The organism is Brevundimonas vesicularis (assembly GCF_900445985.1).
Classification (GTDB): domain Bacteria; phylum Pseudomonadota; class Alphaproteobacteria; order Caulobacterales; family Caulobacteraceae; genus Brevundimonas; species Brevundimonas vesicularis_D.
In genome coordinates, this window is sequence record NZ_UAQP01000014.1 from 1,333,562 (window position 1) to 1,349,823 (window position 16,262).

The window sequence follows — 16,262 nt, forward strand, 5'->3', positions numbered from 1 at the left end:
TCCCTACTGGCTCACGCCTTTTTCCAGACGCGCGCCGGCCAGTTGCGCCTTGGCCTGAAGATAGGGCGTCGCGGACACCAGCTGCGAGATGGCGTTGAAACGTTCAGTCGTCAGGCCGGACGCCTCGACCGCCGCCGTCAGTTTGGCGCTCTGCTCGGGCGTCGCTTGGTTGTTCTGCACCTCGGCCGTGACGGCGCGGATCTGCGTCATGGCGGTGACGAAGCGGTTCAGTTCGTCGTCCGTCACGGCGGCGGCTGGCGTGCCGGGCGCTGGCGGCGTGGCGTTGACCACCCGAATGCGCGCGGCCAGGGCCGGATCGGCGGCGACGGCGTTGGAAAGGGTGTTGAAGCGCGTCACCTCCAGCCCCGAATCCTGCACTGCGGCGGCCATTTGCGCCTGCTGTTCCGGCGTCGGCTGGGCGCCGTTCAGAGTGTCGCTGACGGCCCTCACCTTGGCCATGGCGTCGTCGAACTTCTTCAGCTCGTCGTCGGTGAAGGTGGTCGAGCCGGCCATCGGCGCGGCCATCGGCGTCTGCGTCGTCGTTGATGCATCTTGGGCGTGCGCGGTCGCGGCGGTCGCAAGAAGGGCGACGGAAGCAAGAAGGGCGATGCGGGGCGTGCGCATAGGAATGTCCTTTCGGTCTGGCGTCCACTTGAAGGGCCGTCCGACGACGGCGATGACGCAATCACGTCATCGCTCCCCAGGGGCGTGGAGCCTGAAACAGACAAAGGGGGAGCCTTCCTAACCTAGGCGCCGATGCGCCTCACGCCACCCCTTGGATGCTGGAGGCGCTATCAAGGATGCGTTAGACGGGCGTGATCATTGTTGAGGTTTGCCCATGAAACGTCTCGCCATCGCCGCCCTGGCCCTCGTCGCGGTCGCCGCGCCGGCGGTCACCGTCACCGCCTGGGGCAACACCGGCCACCGCCTGATCGGCGTGGCGGCGATGCGGGCCCTGCCGGACGATCTGCCGGCCTTCCTGCGCACCCCGGCCGCCATCGCCGACGTGGGCGAACTGTCGCGCGAGCCCGACCGCTGGAAGGGCGCCGGCCAGCCGCACGATCGCGAGCGTGACACCGCCCACTTCGTCGATCTGGACGACCAGGGTCGCGTCTACGACCAGCGCGGCATGAGCCTCAACGACCTGCCGCGCCTGAAGTCCGAATATGACGCCGCCCTGACGAAGGCCGGTCTGGACGTCAACGACGCCGGCTATCTGCCCTACGCCATGATGGACGCCTGGCAGCAGCTGGGCCGCGACTTCGCCTATTGGCGCGTGCTGAACGCCGCCGAAAAACGCGAGACCAATATGGAGCGTCAGGCCTGGTACCGCGCCGACCGCATCCGCCGCGAGGCCCTGATCCTGCGCGACATCGGCGTGATGGGCCACTACGTCGGCGACGGCTCTCAACCGCATCACACCAGCATCCACTACAACGGCTGGGGCGACTTCCCGAACCCGGAAGGCTTCACCAACTCGCGCCAAACCCACGCGGTGTTCGAGGGCGAGTTCACCAATCGTGTCGCCCGTCTGGACGCCGTCGAGGCCGCCATGCCCGCCGCCAAACTGGACGGTTTCGACGTCAAGGCGCGCACCGTCGCCTATCTGACCACGACCCTGGGCACGGTGATCCCGTTCTATCGTCTGGAGAAGGCCGGCGGTTTCCGCGACAGCGACCCGCGCGGCGCGGCCTTCGTCAACGAACGTCTGGCGGCGGGCGCCGGCGAACTGCGCGACTTCATCGTCGCCGCCTGGACCGCATCCGGCAGCGCCTCCATCGGCTGGCCCGCCGTCAAGGTCGCCGAGGTCGAGGCCGGAACCACCGACCCCTGGATCGCCATGGTGGGCGAGGACTAAGCCCCTACTCTCGTCATCCTCCGACGAGCGTAGCGAGATCGGGGGACCCAGCGGCGCCGTAGGCGAAATGCATACGGCGCTCGGTTCTTGAAGATCGAGTCCTCGACACTTTCGCGCTCTCGCGCGCCGCTGGGTCCCCCGGTTCCGCTTCGCGGCCCGGAGGATGACGAAAGAAGAGGGGGCGCTTTTCGCGCGGAGGCTGAGGCGTTAAGCAGCGCCAATGTCCGACCTCACACCTCCCGCCGTCATCCTCGACAAGTCGCAGATGGCCGAGAACATCGGCGCCGTGGCGCGGGTGATGGCCAACTTCGGCCTGTCGGACCTGCGCCTGGTCAGCCCCCGCGACGGCTGGCCCCAGGAGCGGGCCTGGGCCACGGCCTCGGGCGCCGACTGGGTCTTGGACGGAGTACGGGTGTTCGACAGTGTCGCCGAGGCCATCGCCGACCTGAACACCGTCTTCGCCACGACCGCCCGCCCGCGCGAGACGCGCCAGCCCGTGCGCACGCCGCGCGAGGCCAGCCGCGTCCTCTATGACGACACGGCCTCGGGCCTGAAGACGGGCCTCTTGTTCGGCGGCGAGCGGGCCGGGCTGGAGACGACCGACATCGCTCTGTGCGCCGGCATCGTCACCATTCCGATCGACCCGAAGCACCACTCGCTGAACCTGGCCCAGGCCGTGGCGATCAACGCCTATGAGTGGCGCACCCTGATCCTGGACGCCCCGCCGCCGCGCTTCCGCGACAGCGAACCGCCGGCGTCGAACGACCTGCTGATCGGCATGTATGAGCACCTGGAGGAAGAGCTGGAAAACGGCGGCTTCTTCTATCCGCCCGAGAAGAAGCGCTCGATGAGCCAGAACCTGCGCGTCATGCTGGGCCGCGCCGCCTTCTCCGAGCAAGAGGTCGCCACCATGCGCGGCGCCATCCACGCCCTGTCGCGCGGCCGCGGCCGGGTCCTGGCCAAGCTGGCGGCCGAACGGGCGGCGAAGGAAAAATAGCCGTCCTTCCGGGGCTTCGCGTAGCGAAGAACCCGGAACCCATGACCGCATCATCCAGCGGGAGACCGCCCTGGGCTCCGGGTTCCGCTGCGCGGCCCCGGAGTGACGTCTATTGTGCAGCTTCAGCCCGCATGCTCAGGTTCTGTACATGAGAGCGGACGCCGTCATTGCGGTGTATATCATGGCGAACTTTCGCAACGGCACGATCTATACTGGCGTCACCAGCGATCTGATGCAGCGGATATGGCAGCATCGCACTGGCGCCACGCCGGGGTTCGCTTCAGAGCAGGGTTGCAAGACCCTGGTCTGGTACGAGCAGCATGAGACCATGATCGAGGCGATCGTGCGTGAAAAGGCGCTGAAGAAATGGCGGCGGTCCTGGAAGCTGGCGTTGATCGAAGCCGCAAATCCGCAATGGCTCGATCTGGCCGCCGACTGGTATAGCGCCCGCCCATGAAGCTCTGGTTGATCTATCCGCTGGCGGCCCTGGCGGAGATCGGCGGCTGTTTCGCCTTCTGGGCCTGGCTGAAGCTGGATCGTTCGTCCCTGTGGCTGGCGCCCGGTGTCGCCTGCCTGATCGCCTTCGCCTGGCTCCTGACCCTGGTCCCGAGCGACGCGGCGGGCCGCGCCTTCGCGGCCTACGGCGGCGTCTATATCTGCGCCTCCCTGATCTGGATGGCGCTGGTCGAGAAGACCCCGCCGGATCGTTGGGACATCCTGGGCGGCCTCGTCTGTCTGGTCGGCGCCGGGCTCATCCTGTTCGGCCCAAGGGCCTAAGCTTCCATTTCTTTCGTCATCCTCCGGCGCGAAGCGACCGGGGGACCCAGCGGCGCCGAAGGCGATGCGTCCGCCGCGCGATGTTGGAAGATGGCGTCCGGCGACAGGTTCGCGCTCTCGCGCGCCGCTGGGTCCCCCGGTCTGCGCCGTGAAGCGCGGCTTGCCGGAGGATGACGAGACAAAGGGCGCAGCCCTCGTATTGTCTTGGGGTCGATCCAGCGAATTCATCATCTTACCGACCTCCAGCGTCCTCTTCCTGCCCATGCCTCAAAACCGTGCGATCCTGTCTCCGTTCGTTCGCAGCGGATGCATCGCACGGTCGAGGAGGCACGAGATCAGACGAATTAGACGAATTAGACGGTGTTTTTCCAATGCGACCGTCTGATCGGATGTCGGGGCGTATCAGCCCGCGCCCAGCAGGTCCGACCAGCGCCAGCTGCCCTTGCCGAGGGCCAGTTGCGCGCCGCCGGGGCGGTCTTCCAGCTTCAGCACGGCCAAGCCCGTCATGCGCTGGCTCTTGCATTCGGCCGGGGCGAAGGCGACTTCCAGGGCGATGGCCTGGCGCACGCCCGCCAGACCCTTGCCCGCCTGGTTGCGGCTTTGCAGCCAGTCGCCGTTCCAGACCAAGATGGCGCGTCCGTTCGCATCCATGTCCTGGGACGCGGCGATGACGGCGCGGCGCACGGCCTGGTCGTCGCGCACCGCGTCCTGAACCCAGCGCACCATGTCGCACGATCCTCCGCCCGAGCCTGAACCCGCGCCGGTCCCGCCAGAGCCGCCCGATCCGCCGACGCCCGTTCCGCTGCCGCCGCCCGGACCTGCGCCGACCGTCATGGCGCCGGCGATCTGGGCCGCGCCCAGCAGGGGCAGGGGCGGACCCGGCGGGGCGGGCGCGGCGGGCAGGGGTTCGACGTCCGGCGGGCGTTTGCTGACCACCAGTCGCGGTCGCGCCGCCGCCACGGCCGGCGGTCGCCGCTGGGGCGCGGGCTTGGGCGGCGCGGCCGTCTGGGCGGCGGCGGCCGGCGCGTCGGGCTTTGGGGAGAGATCGGGCGCGATCACGCGCGCGGGCGGCGGCGGAGGCGGCGGGGGCGGCTCGACCAGTTCGACCATCATCGGCGGCGTCTGCGGCGTCTGCGGCGTCTCGACCATCGGCTCCGCCTGGCCGTGCATCAGCAGCGCCAGCCCCAGATGCGCGGCCAGGATCGGCGTCGCCGCCAGCGCCCAGCGCCGTGTGCGCGCCGCGCTCAATCGCCGATCCGTGATGGGAGTTGAACACGCCGCCGCATGGTCATCGGGACAAAACGCCTGTAAAAATCGCCATGCTCCGTTGAAAACATTCGGTCGCGTCAGGAAAGTGGCGTCGTCATGAATACAACCGCGTGACGGCGCAGAGCGGCGATAGATGAGCGTGTCCGCCCTCCGGCATTGGCCGTCGGCGGCGCAACGTCTTCACCGAGCTGGTGGTTCCGCCCTCATGCAAGAATAACGCGAATATTCGATCTGCTTATGGTCAAGCTGACATGATGCCGCCCAAAGCGCGTCATTACTCCGCCTTGTCTCATACGCCATTTTCATCTTGCGCATGAACTGGGTGTGGCGCTCCCGGCAAGAAGGAGACAGAACTTGAGCAGATCGAAACTCAGGACGGCGGTCGTCGGCGGCGCCCTCATCGCCCTCGGCTTTGCGGCCAGCGGCTGCGCCAGCCATCGTTTCGTGCGTGATCAGGTCGAAGTCGTCGACAACCGCGTGACCACCGTCGAAGGCACCGCAGGCCAGGCCCTGCAACGCGCCAACGACGCGCACAAATTGGCCGAGGGCAAGTTCCTCTATCAAGTCGTGCTGTCGGACGATTCCGTGAAATTCCCCACTGACGCGGCGGCCCTGTCGCCCGAGGCCGAGCAGCGCCTGGCCCAGTTCGCCCAGCGTCTGCAGGGCGAGAACAAGAACGTCTATCTGGAAATCCAGGGCTACACCGACTCGACCGGCACGCCCGAGCATAATGACCAGCTGGGCGAGCAACGCGCCGAGGCCGTGCGTCGCTTCCTGAACCGCCAGGGCGTCGCCCTGAACCGCATGGCCACCATCTCCTATGGCCAGGAACAGCCGGTGGCCTCGAACGACACGCCCGAGGGCCGTTCGCAGAACCGCCGCGTGACCATCGTCGTCCTGGCCTAAGCCGCCTCGACCTCGAACACCGGAACGGCGGCCGCCTTCGCAGCGGCCGCCGTTTTCGTTTCTACAGCCCGTCGAAGAAGGCCGGCACGGCCTGCGTCGCCGGCCCGTAAACGCCTTCGTCGAACAGGCGCGCCCCCGACGTCGGCTCCAGGTTGATCTCGACCGTCCGCGCCCCGGCATACTGCGCCGCCTGCACGAACCCCGCCGCTGGATAGACTGCGCCCGACGTGCCGATGGACACAAACAGGTCGCAGGCTTCCAGCGCCCGCTCGATCCGCTCCATCTGAAGCGGCATCTCCCCGAACCAGACGATGTGCGGCCGCATGACGCCCTCGGGGTGATGCGGCGAGGCCTGATCCGCCGCCATGTCCCCGGCCCAGTCCATCACCACGCCCGAGCCGGTGCAGCGGCCTTTCAGCAGCTCGCCATGCATATGGATCAGCTCGAACCCGGCGGCCGGCGGTGTCTCTTCATGCGCTCGGTCGTGCAAATCATCGACGTTCTGCGTCACCAGCAGGAAGTCGCCCCGCCACCGCGCCGCCAACGCCGCCAGCGCTCGGTGCGCCGCATTAGGCTGGACCTCGGCTAACTGCCGCCGCCGCTGATTGTAAAAGTCCTGCACCAGCGCCGGATCGGCGGCATAACCCTCCGGCGTCGCCACATCCTCGACCCGATGCCCGCACCACAGCCCGTCCGACGCCCGAAAGGTCGGCACGCCGCTCTCGGCCGATATGCCGGCTCCGGTCAGGACGACGAGGTTTGTGTGTGACATGACGGCTTCATACCATCCTGCGCCTGCCCTAGAAGAGGAGGGAATCGTTCAGGAGCCCGTCATGAAAACCCGCGCCGCCGTCGCCTTCGAGGCCAAACGTCCGTTGGAGATCGTCGAGGTCGATCTGGAAGGGCCGCGCGCCGGCGAGGTGCTGATCGAGATCAAGGCCACCGGCATCTGCCACACCGACGCCTATACGCTGGACGGGCTGGACTCCGAGGGCGTCTTCCCCTCGATCCTGGGGCACGAGGGCGCCGGCGTGGTGGTCGAGGTGGGGCCGGGCGTGACCTCGGTCGCGGTCGGCGATCACGTCATCCCGCTGTACACGCCGGAATGTCGCCAGTGTAAGTCTTGCCTGTCGCGCAAGACAAACCTGTGCACCGCCATTCGCGGCACCCAGGGCAAGGGCGTCATGCCCGACGGCACCAGCCGCTTCAGCTACAAGGGTCAGGCCATCGCCCACTATATGGGCTGCTCGACCTTCTCGAACTACACCGTCCTGCCCGAGATCGCGGTGGCCAAGATCCGCAAGGACGCGCCCTTCGACAAGGCCTGCTACGTCGGCTGCGGCGTGACCACCGGCGTCGGCGCCGTGGTCAACACGGCCAAGGTCGAGCCCGGCGCCAACTGCGTCGTCTTCGGCCTGGGCGGCATCGGCCTGAACGTCATCCAGGGGCTGAAGATGGTCGGGGCCGACATGATCGTCGGCGTGGACATCAACGGCGACAAGGAAGAATGGGGCCGTCGCTTCGGCATGACCCATTTCGTCAACCCGAAGGAAGTCTCCGACGTGGTCGCCCATCTGGTCCAGCTGACCGACGGCGGCGCGGACTACACCTTCGACTGCACCGGCAACACCGTCGTCATGCGCCAGGCGCTTGAGGCCTGCCACCGCGGCTGGGGCGAGAGCGTCGTCATCGGCGTCGCCGAATCTGGCAAGGAGATCGCCACCCGCCCGTTCCAGCTGGTCACCGGCCGCGTCTGGCGCGGTTCGGCCTTCGGCGGTGCGCGCGGTCGCACCGACACGCCCAAGATCGTCGACTGGTACATGGACGGCAAAATCGAGATCGACCCGATGATCACCCACACCTTCGCCCTGGACGACATCAACAAGGCCTTCGACCTGATGCACGAGGGCAAGAGCATCCGCTCGGTCGTGGTGTTCTGATCATGGCCGCACGGGCCCCCGGCTCCATCCTGCTGATCGGGGCGTCGCGCGGCCTGGGCCTGGCCTTGGCTGAGGCCTTCTTGGAGAGGGATTGGTCTGTCGTCGCTACCGCCCGATCCGCCGTGTCGCCCCTGCACGCCCTGGCGTCGGACCATCCGACGCTAGAGATCGAGATGCTGGACATCACGGATGGCGAGCAGGTGCGGGCGCTTGCAGAGAGGCTGTCGGATCGACGGTTCGATTGTCTGTTCATCAATGCGGGCGTGGCCGATGCGCCGGCTTCTATCGCCGATACGCCGCTGGATGACTTCACACGGCTGATGGCTACCAACGCTTGGGCGCCTCTTCAGGTGGTGGAGGCGCTAGGCGACCGGGTCGCGCCAAGCGGCGTGATCGGCGTCATGTCGTCGGGCCAGGGCAGCATCGCCAACAACAACGGCGGCGGCGTCGACGCCTATCGCGCCTCCAAGGCGGCCTTGAATATGTTGATGCGCGGCTACGCCGCCCGCCGCGCCGACGACCCCCGCGGGCTGTTGTTGCTGGCGCCAGGCTGGATTCGCACCGATCTGGGCGGGCCCGACGCGCCCCATACGATCGAGGACAGCATCCCCAAACTGGTCAAGGTGATCCTGGCTCAAAAGGGACGGCCAGGGCTGCGTTATCTGGACCGCGACGGCCGGCCCGTCCCGTGGTGACGGGTTCGTTGCCAAAAGAGACGGTGGTGGCTATCGTCTGTCGACCATAGATCAGGAGGGCTCGCCATGTTCACTCACGTCACCGTCGGCGCCAACGATATCGAGGCGTCGCGCCGATTCTATGACGCCGCGCTGGGCGCCCTGGGCGTCGAGCCGGGCCAGGGGCCGGACCCCAAGGGCCGCTACTGGTGGCGCACCCGCATGGGCGCCTTTGCGATCGGCGCGCCCATCGACGGGGAGCCGGCCTGCCACGCCAACGGCGGCACCATCGGCTTTCACGCCAAGACGGCCGAGATGGTTCAGGCTTTCCACGACGCCGGCGTCGCGGCCGGCGGTCGCGCCATCGAGGATCCGCCCGGCGAACGCAAGGGCCCCTTCGGCCCCATGATCCTGGCCTATCTGCGCGATCCGTCTGGCAACAAGATCTGCGCCATGCACCGGGTGGGGTGAAGCGTTGTGGTCATGCTAGCGTTGTGCTATCATGACGCATGGCTCAGGTTCTTGTCCGCGATCTGGATGATGGCGTCGTCGCCCGCCTCAAGGTGATGGCGAAGGCTCAAAACATCTCCCTCGAGCAGAAGTTCAGGGACATGGCCGTGCGTGAGGCGATGGATGTCGAGGCCCGCTTTGAAGCCGCGTCTCGACGATCCCGCGAGCAGACGCGAGGCTCGTCTCTCGATTCCACGGCCCTGATCCGCGAAGATCGCGATCGGTGAGTGCGGTTTTCGACGCCAGCGTCGTCATCAAATGGTTCATCGACGATCCACTGGCTGACGACGCGATCGAGGCCCGTCGAATCCACGGGTCTCCCGTTGCTCCGGACCTGATGTTGATCGAAGCGGCCAATGTCTTTCGCCGCTACGTGGTTCGTGGCGAACTGGAGGCTTCGTCCGCGACGGAGAATCTGTCCGTCATCCCGCAAGTCGTTGATTTGGCCGATCATCGAGAACTGATCTCTGAAGCCTTCGATCTTGCTTGTGATCTCAATCATTCGATGACCGACTGCCTTTATGCCGTGATGGCGCGGCGGCGAGGTCTGCCTCTCGTCACCGCGGATGCCAAGCTTGCTCGGAAGCTGCACGCGGTCAGGGACATGGACGTTCGTCTCCTAAGCTCGCAGGAAATCTAGCATGACCTTGCAGACCACCAAGACCCACGCCGTCCACGGCGGAACCCTGCGCTATCTGAAGCACTACAGCACAGCGACCGGCACGCCGATGACGCTGTCGGTCTTCACGCCGGCGGGCGAGGGGCCTTTCCCGGTGCTGATCTGGCTGTCGGGCCTGACCTGCACCGAGGACAACTTCACCACCAAGGCGGGGGCCTATCAGGCCGCCGCCGAACATGGCGTCATCATCGTGGCGCCCGACACCTCGCCGCGCGGAGAAGGCGTCGCCGACGACCCCGCCTATGACCTGGGTCAGGGCGCGGGTTTCTATCTGGATGCGACGCAGGCGCCCTGGGCGCCGCATTTCAGCATGGAGACCTATGTCACCAAGGAACTGATCGCCCTGATCGACGCCGAGTTTGCGACCACGGGCGTCCGCTCGATCAGCGGCCATTCGATGGGCGGCCACGGCGCCCTGACCCTGGCGCTGAACCACCCCGATCTGTTCCGTTCGGTCTCCGCCTTCGCGCCGATCTGCTCGCCCACCCGGTGCGCCTGGGGTGAAAAGGCCTTCACCGCCTATCTGGGTGAAGATCGCGACGCCTGGGATCGGTACGACGCCGCCAAACGGATCGCGGCCGGCGCGGCGAAGGGCGTCTTCGATGACATCCTGATCGACCAGGGCGACGCCGACAGCTTCCTGATCGACCAGCTGAAGCCGGAACTTCTCCAAACCGCCGCCGACGCCGCCGGCCAGAAGGTCACGATCCGTATGCAGCCCGGCTATGATCACTCCTACTTCTTCATGGCCAGCTTCATCGCCCACCACATCGCCTTTCACGCCGAACGTTTGAAGGTCTAAGCGCCAGATGGGACGCCGGGGTTGGATCGCTGTCGCAGTCCTGCTGCTGGCAGGCCCAGCCTTGTCGCAAGAGCAGGTCGGCGATCTGGATTGGCGGCCAAAGGTGGCGTCGCCGGCCTATGCTACGGATGGGCCTGTCGTGCTTGTCGATCAGGGCCACGGCAGCGAGCAGACCACTGAGGCTCGTTATGCCGCCTTCGCCGCGCTGATGCGGGCCGACGGATATCGGATCGAAGCCAGCCGGGGGCGTCTCGATGCGCCCGGCGCGCTTGATAGCGTGGCGGTGTTGGTCATCGCCAATCCGGCGCGACCGGCGGACGGCTCGCGCGCCTCGGCTTTTGACGACGCCGAGATCGAGGCGATCCGCCGATGGGTGAAGCAGGGCGGGGCGTTGCTTCTGGCCGCCGATCACGCGCCCCATGGTTCCGCCGCCGAAGCCCTGGCTGCAAGGTTCGGCGTGTCGATGGGCACGGGTTACGCCTTCCAGACCGTGGGCGGCGACGTCACGGCCAATCTGGTCTTTCCGCGCCCGGCGCTTGCGGATCATCCGATCATTGAGGGCCGCGACCAAAGCGAGCGCCTGACGATCGTCAAGAGCTTCACCGGGCAGTCGCTGTCGGGGCCGGCAGACGCAACGGTGTTGCTGGCGATGAGCGCGGATGCGCGAGAGGCTCCCGATCTCGGAGCCTTGCAAACGATCCGAACGCGGCTTCGGGACGGCCAGGACCCAGCCGTCGTCCTTGCCGAGTTGTCGCGGCCCGCCTTGCCGGCCCAAGGTCTGGCTGTGCGCTTTGGTGCGGGGCGGGTCGTCGTGCTCGGAGAGGCGGGCATGCTCACGGCCCAGGTCGTGCCTTTTCCCGACCAGCCGGATCGCGAGCCGGTTCGCATGGGGTTGAACACAGCCGGTCATGACGATCAGCAGTTCGTGCTGAACCTGATGCACTGGCTGTCGCGTCTGCTCCCCTGATGCTACAGGGCCGGCATGAGCGCTCCTGATCCCTATGAACCGATGTTTTCCGCCCTTTGCCGCGAGGTGGGCTATTGCCTGCACGCCAAGGGGCAGAAGCGGGTGATCGAGGCCCTGCCCAAGGGGCTGGACGCCGCCGTGCGCGCCGTCTTCGCGGCCGAGGGCGTGGATGAACCCAATGCGCCGGGCGATGTGAAGCGCGCCGTTCGCGATTGCCTGAAGGCGAACTTGCCAGCTTGACCGTTACGGGTCGATAAGTCGGAACAAATCCAGGCGCTGTCGCTTGGGTTTCATGAACGGGCGCCTATCTGCTTCCCCATCAGAACTTGTCGCGAAAGGAACCTCCCATGGCCTTCACCCTGCCCCCGCTGCCCTACGCCTATGACGCGCTGGAGCCGGCCATCGACAAGGAGACGATGACCTTCCACCACGACAAGCACCACCAGACCTATGTCGACAACCTGAACAAGGCCGTCGACGCCGACGAAAACCTGAAGGGCAAGTCGCTGGAGGAAATCTTCACCAGCATTTCCACCGCGCCCAAGGCCGTGCGCAACAACGGCGGCGGTCACTGGAACCACAGCCTGTTCTGGGAACTGCTGGCCCCGGCCGATCAGGCGGGTGAGCCCTCGGCCGAGCTGAAGGCCGCCATCGACGCCGATCTGGGCGGCATGGACAAGTTCAAGGAAGACTTCAACGCCGCCGGCGCCGCCCAGTTCGGCTCGGGCTGGGCCTGGCTGATCGTGCAAAACGGCAAGCTGAAGATCACCTCGACCCCGAACCAGGACAACCCGCTGATGGATGTCGTGGAAGAGCGCGGCGAGGTGATTCTGGGCGCCGACGTGTGGGAGCACGCCTACTATTTGAAATACCAGAACCGCCGCGCCGACTATCTGAAGTCGTTCTGGACGGTGGTGAACTGGAACAAGGTCAACGAACTCTACGCCGCCGCCAAATAAGGCTGGTTCAGCCCAGAGATCGAGAGATGACGACGCCCGCCGGAACCTCCGGCGGGCGTTTTCGATTGCGTCATCGCAAACGGAGATCGAAGCGATGCGGATGATGATGACCGGGGCCGCCTTGGCGGTCCTGATGCTGGCGGCCTGTAACCCCAACGCGAACGGGCAGAAGCCCGGCGATCCCGCGCCGCCCAACCCCACCCAGACCGTCGCCGCGCCAGCCGAGAAGCCGGTCTATCGCTTCAAGATCGGCGCGCTCGACGCCATCGCCCTGTTCGACGGCGAAAACCCGGTCAAGAACGACAACCAGACCTTCGGCGTCGGTCTGACGCCGCAGGCGGTCGCCGCGCCCCTGACCGCCGCCGGACAGCCGGCCGATCCGATCATGCTGGAAATCCATCCGCTTCTGCTCAGGAACGGCGCCCGCACGATGCTGTTCGACACGGGCCTGGGCGAGGGCAAGGGCCAGCTGATGGACAGCCTGCAAAAGGCGGGCGTCGATCCGGCCTCGATCACTGACGTGCTGATCTCGCACGGCCACCCGGACCATGTCGGCGGCCTGATCCGCAACGGCGGCCTGGCCTTCCCCAATGCGGCGATTCGGATGTCGCGGGCGGAGTGGGCGTCCATCCGCGCCAATCCCGAACTGGCCGATCTGGTGCGGATCATCACCCCCAAGGTCCAGGCCTTCGAGCCGGGCGGCGAGGTCGCGCCGGGCGTCCAGTCCCAGGACACGGCCGGCCATACGCCGGGCCACGTCGCCTATCTGATCGCCGACGGTCAGAACCAGCTGCTCTACACCGGCGACCTGATGCACCACTGGATCCTGTCGGTCGAACATCCGGACTGGAAGGTCGGCTATGACGACGATCAGGCGGCAGGCCTGAAGGCGCGGCTGGACGAGGTGACGGCGCTGCGCAACTCCGGCGCCCACATCTACGCCTATCACTTCCCGTTCCCGGGTCTGGGCAAGGTTGCGACCCGCGAAGGCCGCGCCATGTTTATCTCCGAGGCTCAGTCCGCAAAGGATTAGGCCGCGAAGGACTAGATGCGAAAATCCACGCCGTGCCGGGTGCGCGCGTTCATGCGCTCGGCATGGTGCTGGCGAACCATGCGGCGCCGGCGCAGCATCTCGTGGATGCCGTCGGCGAGATCGAGGAGTTGGTGGTCGCTCAAAGGCTCGACCAGATCGACCAGCTGCGTCTTCATCGTCTGCATGGCCTCGTCGGACAGGCCGGTCTGAAAGCTGTTGGGTTCGGGCTGCATTCCACTCCTCCTTGTCCTGATGCATGGTTTGGTTGCGTCAAGGGAAGGGCGGGGCGACGGGATCGTTCCATGCCATCGTGCTTAACGGCCCGCCGTGCTTGACTCCGCCGCCCTCGCTGGCCATAAGCGCCGCCTTCCACGGGTCCGCTTCGGCGGGGCCGGGATGAATGACGGAAGATGCGTGGACCGCCGTTGAGATCGCATTCCCAATCCAGGGAATGCCGGGCCGTATCGTCGAAAAGAGAATAGAATGTCCAAGCGCCACAGCGCCAAGTACAAGATCGACCGGGCCATGGGTGAGAACCTGTGGGGCCGCGCCAAGTCGCCGGTCAACAAGCGTTCTTACGGTCCCGGCCAGCACGGCCAGCGTCGCAAGTCCAAGGTTTCGGACTTCGGTCTGCAACTGAAGGCCAAGCAGAAGCTGAAGGGCTACTACGGCAACATCACCGAGAAGCAGTTCGCCAAGACCTATGACGAGGCTGCGCGTCGCAAGGGCAACACCTCGGAAAACCTGATCGGTCTGCTGGAATCGCGCTTGGACGCCGTCGTCTACCGCGCCAAGTTCGTCCCGACCGTCTGGGCCGCCCGCCAGTTCGTCAGCCACGGCCACGTCCTGGTCAACGGCAAGAAGGTCGACATCGCCTCCTACCGCGTGAAGCCGGAAGACGTCGTCACCGTGAAGGAAAAGTCGCGCAACATGGCTCTGGTGCTCGAAGCCCAGCAGTCGTCGGAACGCGATGTGCCGGATTACCTGGAACTGTCGGACCGCTCGTTCTCGGTTCGCTACGTCCGCGTGCCGGAACTGTCGGACGTGCCGTACGCCGTGAAGATGGAACCGAACCTGGTCGTCGAATACTATGCTTCGTAAGCGGAGTTTTCTTTAGAGCGGCTATCGGCCTTCGGCCTACTTGAGCCGCTTCTGGATTTGAGTTTGGAGGGCCTCGGATTCGTCCGGGGCCTTTCGTTTTTTATCCTGTTCCCTCCAAGGGCGAACAGGCGCATTCTCGGCCGGTTCAGGCTTTGAGGCAGGGGAGGTCGTCAGTTGCGCGACTCCATCATGAAACGCTTGGCTTTGATCGCCGCCGCATCGGCGGGCTTAGCCGCCTGCGCCAGCCGCAGCGAGCCCACCGTCTCCACCGCGGGAATGCCCGGCGCGCTGGAGCCGATCCATGCCGCCGCCTTCACCAAGGACCAGGCCGTCTTCTGGGTCAGTTCGAACGGCTGCACGGCCAAAGAAGACCTGATCCCGATCGTCAGCCTGCAGGGCGGCAGCGCCGTCATAACCCTGCGCCGCATCGACGAGGACAAGTGCAAGCAGGACCTGGTCCAGGGCGTCGAGCTGAAGTGGTCGTTCGAGGAACTGGGCCTGACGCCCGGCTCGCCCGTCAGCGTCAACAACCCCTATCAAATGCCCCGCTCCTGAAAACGCCGGCCTCCTGTCCGCTGACGGACGCCGCCTGATTGATCGGTAGGGTCAGCGGGCCTTGCCGTACCCCGGCCAATGCGCCTTTCCGGCCCGCTCGTATTGCGGCGGCAGGCCTTCATCCTCACCCAGGGCGACGGCCGCATGGTGCGCCCAGTGCGGATCGTCCAGCGCCGCGCGTGCGATGGCGATGAAGTCCGCCTGACCGGACGCTACGATGTCCTCGGCCTGCTGCGGATCGAAGATCATGCCAACGGCCATCACATTGGCCTGCGGCGTCGCCGCCTTCACGGCCTGGGCGAACCGCAACTGATAACCCGGCTCGTCGCCCGGAATCTTCGCCTGAGCGACGTTCCCGCCCGACGTCAGGTGCAGATAGTCATAGCCCATGTCGTGCAGCGCCTGACTAAAGGCCGTCACCTCGTCCAGGGCGATGCCGCCCTCGACCCAGTCCGAGCCGTTGAAGCGCACGCCCAGCGCCTTGGTCCGGGGCCAGGCGTCGCGCAGGGCCTGGCCGACCCGCAGCGGGAAGCGCGCCCGGTTCTCGTACGATCCGCCGAAATCGTCGGTGCGGTGGTTGGACACCGGCGACAGGAACTGGGTCAGCAGATAGCCGTGGGCGGCGTGCAGTTCGACCAGATCGAACCCGGCCCGGTCCGCCCGCCGCGCCGCGTCCTCGAAGGCGGCGACGACGCGATCCATGTCGGCCGGGGTCATGGCGGTCGGCGTGTGCCAGTCATCTTTGAACGGTTCGGCAGAGGCGCTGAAGGTTTCCCACGCGCCGTCTTCAGCCTTCAGAGCGCCGCCGCCCTTCCACGGCGCGCTGGTCGAGGCCTTGCGTCCGGCGTGGGCCAGCTGAATGCCGATCGGGGTGTCGCTGTAGGTGCGGATGTCGCGGATGATCCGGGCGAAGGCCTCTTCTTGGGCGTCGTTCCACAGGCCGGTGTCGTCCGGCGTGATCCGTCCCGCCGCCTCGACTCCCGTGGCCTCGACAATGACCAGTCCCGCGCCGGAGATCGCCAGTCGTCCCAGATGCTGCACGTGCCAGGGCTGGGGCACGCCGTCGATGGCCGAATACTGGCACATCGGCGCGATGGCGACGCGGTTCTTCAGCGTCAGGGGGCCGACGGCGCGGGGCGAGAACAGCTGGCTCATGAAGGACGATCCGTGGGGCAGGAGAGGGGGGACTGTAGCTATGTCGGTTGCGGTCACGTTCAACCCCGATCCTTTCCGAT

At 66.4% G+C, this 16,262-nt stretch carries 22 protein-coding genes; 17 read left to right on the forward strand and 5 right to left on the reverse strand.

The window, feature by feature from the left end:
• Nucleotides 1-3: 3 nt before the first annotated feature.
• Nucleotides 4-624 carry a DUF4168 domain-containing protein gene (locus DT343_RS15585; protein WP_112863588.1) on the reverse strand — a complete coding sequence of 207 codons (621 nt, stop codon included), beginning with the start codon at nucleotides 622-624 and terminating at the stop codon, nucleotides 4-6.
• 214 nt (nucleotides 625-838) lie between these two features.
• Between DT343_RS15585 and DT343_RS15590 the strand changes: the two genes are divergently transcribed.
• The 4 genes from DT343_RS15590 to DT343_RS15605 all read left to right on the forward strand — a co-directional run bounded on the left by DT343_RS15590 (nucleotide 839) and on the right by DT343_RS15605 (nucleotide 3,632).
• Nucleotides 839-1,858 (forward strand): S1/P1 Nuclease, encoded by a 1,020-nt coding sequence (locus DT343_RS15590; protein WP_112863841.1) that lies wholly within the window; start codon nucleotides 839-841, stop codon nucleotides 1,856-1,858.
• Nucleotides 1,859-2,078: 220 nt separating this feature from the next.
• Nucleotides 2,079-2,855: an RNA methyltransferase gene (locus tag DT343_RS15595; protein WP_112863589.1), complete on the forward strand. Its 777-nt coding sequence runs from the start codon at nucleotides 2,079-2,081 to the stop codon at nucleotides 2,853-2,855.
• Nucleotides 2,856-3,036: 181 nt separating this feature from the next.
• A complete protein-coding gene (locus DT343_RS15600) occupies nucleotides 3,037-3,312 on the forward strand; it encodes a GIY-YIG nuclease family protein (protein WP_112863843.1) in 276 nt (91 codons plus the stop codon).
• Nucleotides 3,309-3,632 (forward strand): YnfA family protein, encoded by a 324-nt coding sequence (locus tag DT343_RS15605; RefSeq protein ID WP_112863590.1) that lies wholly within the window; start codon nucleotides 3,309-3,311, stop codon nucleotides 3,630-3,632. The genes DT343_RS15600 and DT343_RS15605 overlap by 4 nt, the downstream gene beginning before the upstream one ends.
• Nucleotides 3,633-4,034: 402 nt before the next feature.
• Here the strand turns inward: DT343_RS15605 and DT343_RS15610 are convergent, their stop codons facing one another.
• Entirely contained in the window at nucleotides 4,035-4,880 is an 846-nt protein-coding gene (locus tag DT343_RS15610; RefSeq protein WP_112863591.1) for a hypothetical protein, read from the reverse strand.
• A gap of 375 nt (nucleotides 4,881-5,255) precedes the next feature.
• On the opposite strand from DT343_RS15610, the gene DT343_RS15615 reads away from it, so the two are divergent.
• A complete protein-coding gene (locus tag DT343_RS15615; RefSeq protein ID WP_039244254.1) occupies nucleotides 5,256-5,807 on the forward strand; it encodes an OmpA family protein in 552 nt (183 codons plus the stop codon).
• A 61-nt stretch (nucleotides 5,808-5,868) separates the two neighbouring features.
• Here DT343_RS15615 and DT343_RS15620 read toward each other — a convergent pair whose 3' ends face one another.
• Complete coding sequence (locus DT343_RS15620; RefSeq protein ID WP_112863592.1) at nucleotides 5,869-6,579, reverse strand: NAD-dependent deacylase; 711 nt, start codon at nucleotides 6,577-6,579, stop codon at nucleotides 5,869-5,871.
• Between the two features lie 61 nt (nucleotides 6,580-6,640).
• On the opposite strand from DT343_RS15620, the gene DT343_RS15625 reads away from it, so the two are divergent.
• The 10 genes from DT343_RS15625 to DT343_RS15670 all read left to right on the forward strand — a co-directional run bounded on the left by DT343_RS15625 (nucleotide 6,641) and on the right by DT343_RS15670 (nucleotide 13,371).
• Nucleotides 6,641-7,747 carry an S-(hydroxymethyl)glutathione dehydrogenase/class III alcohol dehydrogenase gene (locus DT343_RS15625; RefSeq protein ID WP_055752893.1) on the forward strand — a complete coding sequence of 369 codons (1,107 nt, stop codon included), beginning with the start codon at nucleotides 6,641-6,643 and terminating at the stop codon, nucleotides 7,745-7,747.
• Nucleotides 7,748-7,749: 2 nt separating this feature from the next.
• Nucleotides 7,750-8,442, forward strand: a complete 693-nt coding sequence (locus DT343_RS15630) for an SDR family NAD(P)-dependent oxidoreductase (RefSeq protein WP_112863593.1) — start codon at nucleotides 7,750-7,752, stop codon at nucleotides 8,440-8,442.
• Nucleotides 8,443-8,508: 66 nt separating this feature from the next.
• Nucleotides 8,509-8,892: a VOC family protein gene (locus DT343_RS15635; protein WP_039244257.1), complete on the forward strand. Its 384-nt coding sequence runs from the start codon at nucleotides 8,509-8,511 to the stop codon at nucleotides 8,890-8,892.
• Between the two features lie 38 nt (nucleotides 8,893-8,930).
• Entirely contained in the window at nucleotides 8,931-9,158 is a 228-nt protein-coding gene (locus tag DT343_RS15640) for a FitA-like ribbon-helix-helix domain-containing protein (RefSeq protein WP_112863594.1), read from the forward strand.
• Nucleotides 9,155-9,571: a type II toxin-antitoxin system VapC family toxin gene (locus DT343_RS15645; RefSeq protein WP_181669214.1), complete on the forward strand. Its 417-nt coding sequence runs from the start codon at nucleotides 9,155-9,157 to the stop codon at nucleotides 9,569-9,571. The genes DT343_RS15640 and DT343_RS15645 overlap by 4 nt, the downstream gene beginning before the upstream one ends.
• 1 nt (nucleotide 9,572) lies before the next feature.
• Complete coding sequence (gene fghA, locus DT343_RS15650; protein WP_181669215.1) at nucleotides 9,573-10,412, forward strand: S-formylglutathione hydrolase; 840 nt, start codon at nucleotides 9,573-9,575, stop codon at nucleotides 10,410-10,412.
• 7 nt (nucleotides 10,413-10,419) lie between these two features.
• Entirely contained in the window at nucleotides 10,420-11,379 is a 960-nt protein-coding gene (locus DT343_RS15655; RefSeq protein ID WP_112863596.1) for a DUF4350 domain-containing protein, read from the forward strand.
• A gap of 15 nt (nucleotides 11,380-11,394) precedes the next feature.
• Nucleotides 11,395-11,619 carry a hypothetical protein gene (locus DT343_RS15660; protein WP_017504686.1) on the forward strand — a complete coding sequence of 75 codons (225 nt, stop codon included), beginning with the start codon at nucleotides 11,395-11,397 and terminating at the stop codon, nucleotides 11,617-11,619.
• 107 nt (nucleotides 11,620-11,726) lie between these two features.
• Nucleotides 11,727-12,338, forward strand: coding sequence for a superoxide dismutase (locus tag DT343_RS15665; protein ID WP_112863597.1), 612 nt, complete (start codon nucleotides 11,727-11,729; stop codon nucleotides 12,336-12,338).
• 94 nt (nucleotides 12,339-12,432) lie between these two features.
• A complete protein-coding gene (locus tag DT343_RS15670) occupies nucleotides 12,433-13,371 on the forward strand; it encodes an MBL fold metallo-hydrolase (RefSeq protein WP_112863598.1) in 939 nt (312 codons plus the stop codon).
• Between the two features lie 11 nt (nucleotides 13,372-13,382).
• Here DT343_RS15670 and DT343_RS15675 read toward each other — a convergent pair whose 3' ends face one another.
• On the reverse strand, nucleotides 13,383-13,604 hold the full coding sequence (locus tag DT343_RS15675; RefSeq protein WP_112863599.1) for a hypothetical protein: 222 nt from the start codon (nucleotides 13,602-13,604) through the stop codon (nucleotides 13,383-13,385).
• Nucleotides 13,605-13,854: 250 nt separating this feature from the next.
• On the opposite strand from DT343_RS15675, the gene rpsD reads away from it, so the two are divergent.
• Nucleotides 13,855-14,472 carry a 30S ribosomal protein S4 gene (gene rpsD, locus DT343_RS15680; protein ID WP_055806141.1) on the forward strand — a complete coding sequence of 206 codons (618 nt, stop codon included), beginning with the start codon at nucleotides 13,855-13,857 and terminating at the stop codon, nucleotides 14,470-14,472.
• A gap of 189 nt (nucleotides 14,473-14,661) precedes the next feature.
• Nucleotides 14,662-15,027, forward strand: coding sequence for a hypothetical protein (locus DT343_RS15685; protein WP_220116740.1), 366 nt, complete (start codon nucleotides 14,662-14,664; stop codon nucleotides 15,025-15,027).
• 51 nt (nucleotides 15,028-15,078) lie between these two features.
• Here DT343_RS15685 and DT343_RS15690 read toward each other — a convergent pair whose 3' ends face one another.
• On the reverse strand, nucleotides 15,079-16,182 hold the full coding sequence (locus tag DT343_RS15690; RefSeq protein ID WP_112863601.1) for an NADH:flavin oxidoreductase/NADH oxidase: 1,104 nt from the start codon (nucleotides 16,180-16,182) through the stop codon (nucleotides 15,079-15,081).
• Nucleotides 16,183-16,262 lie beyond the last annotated feature (80 nt).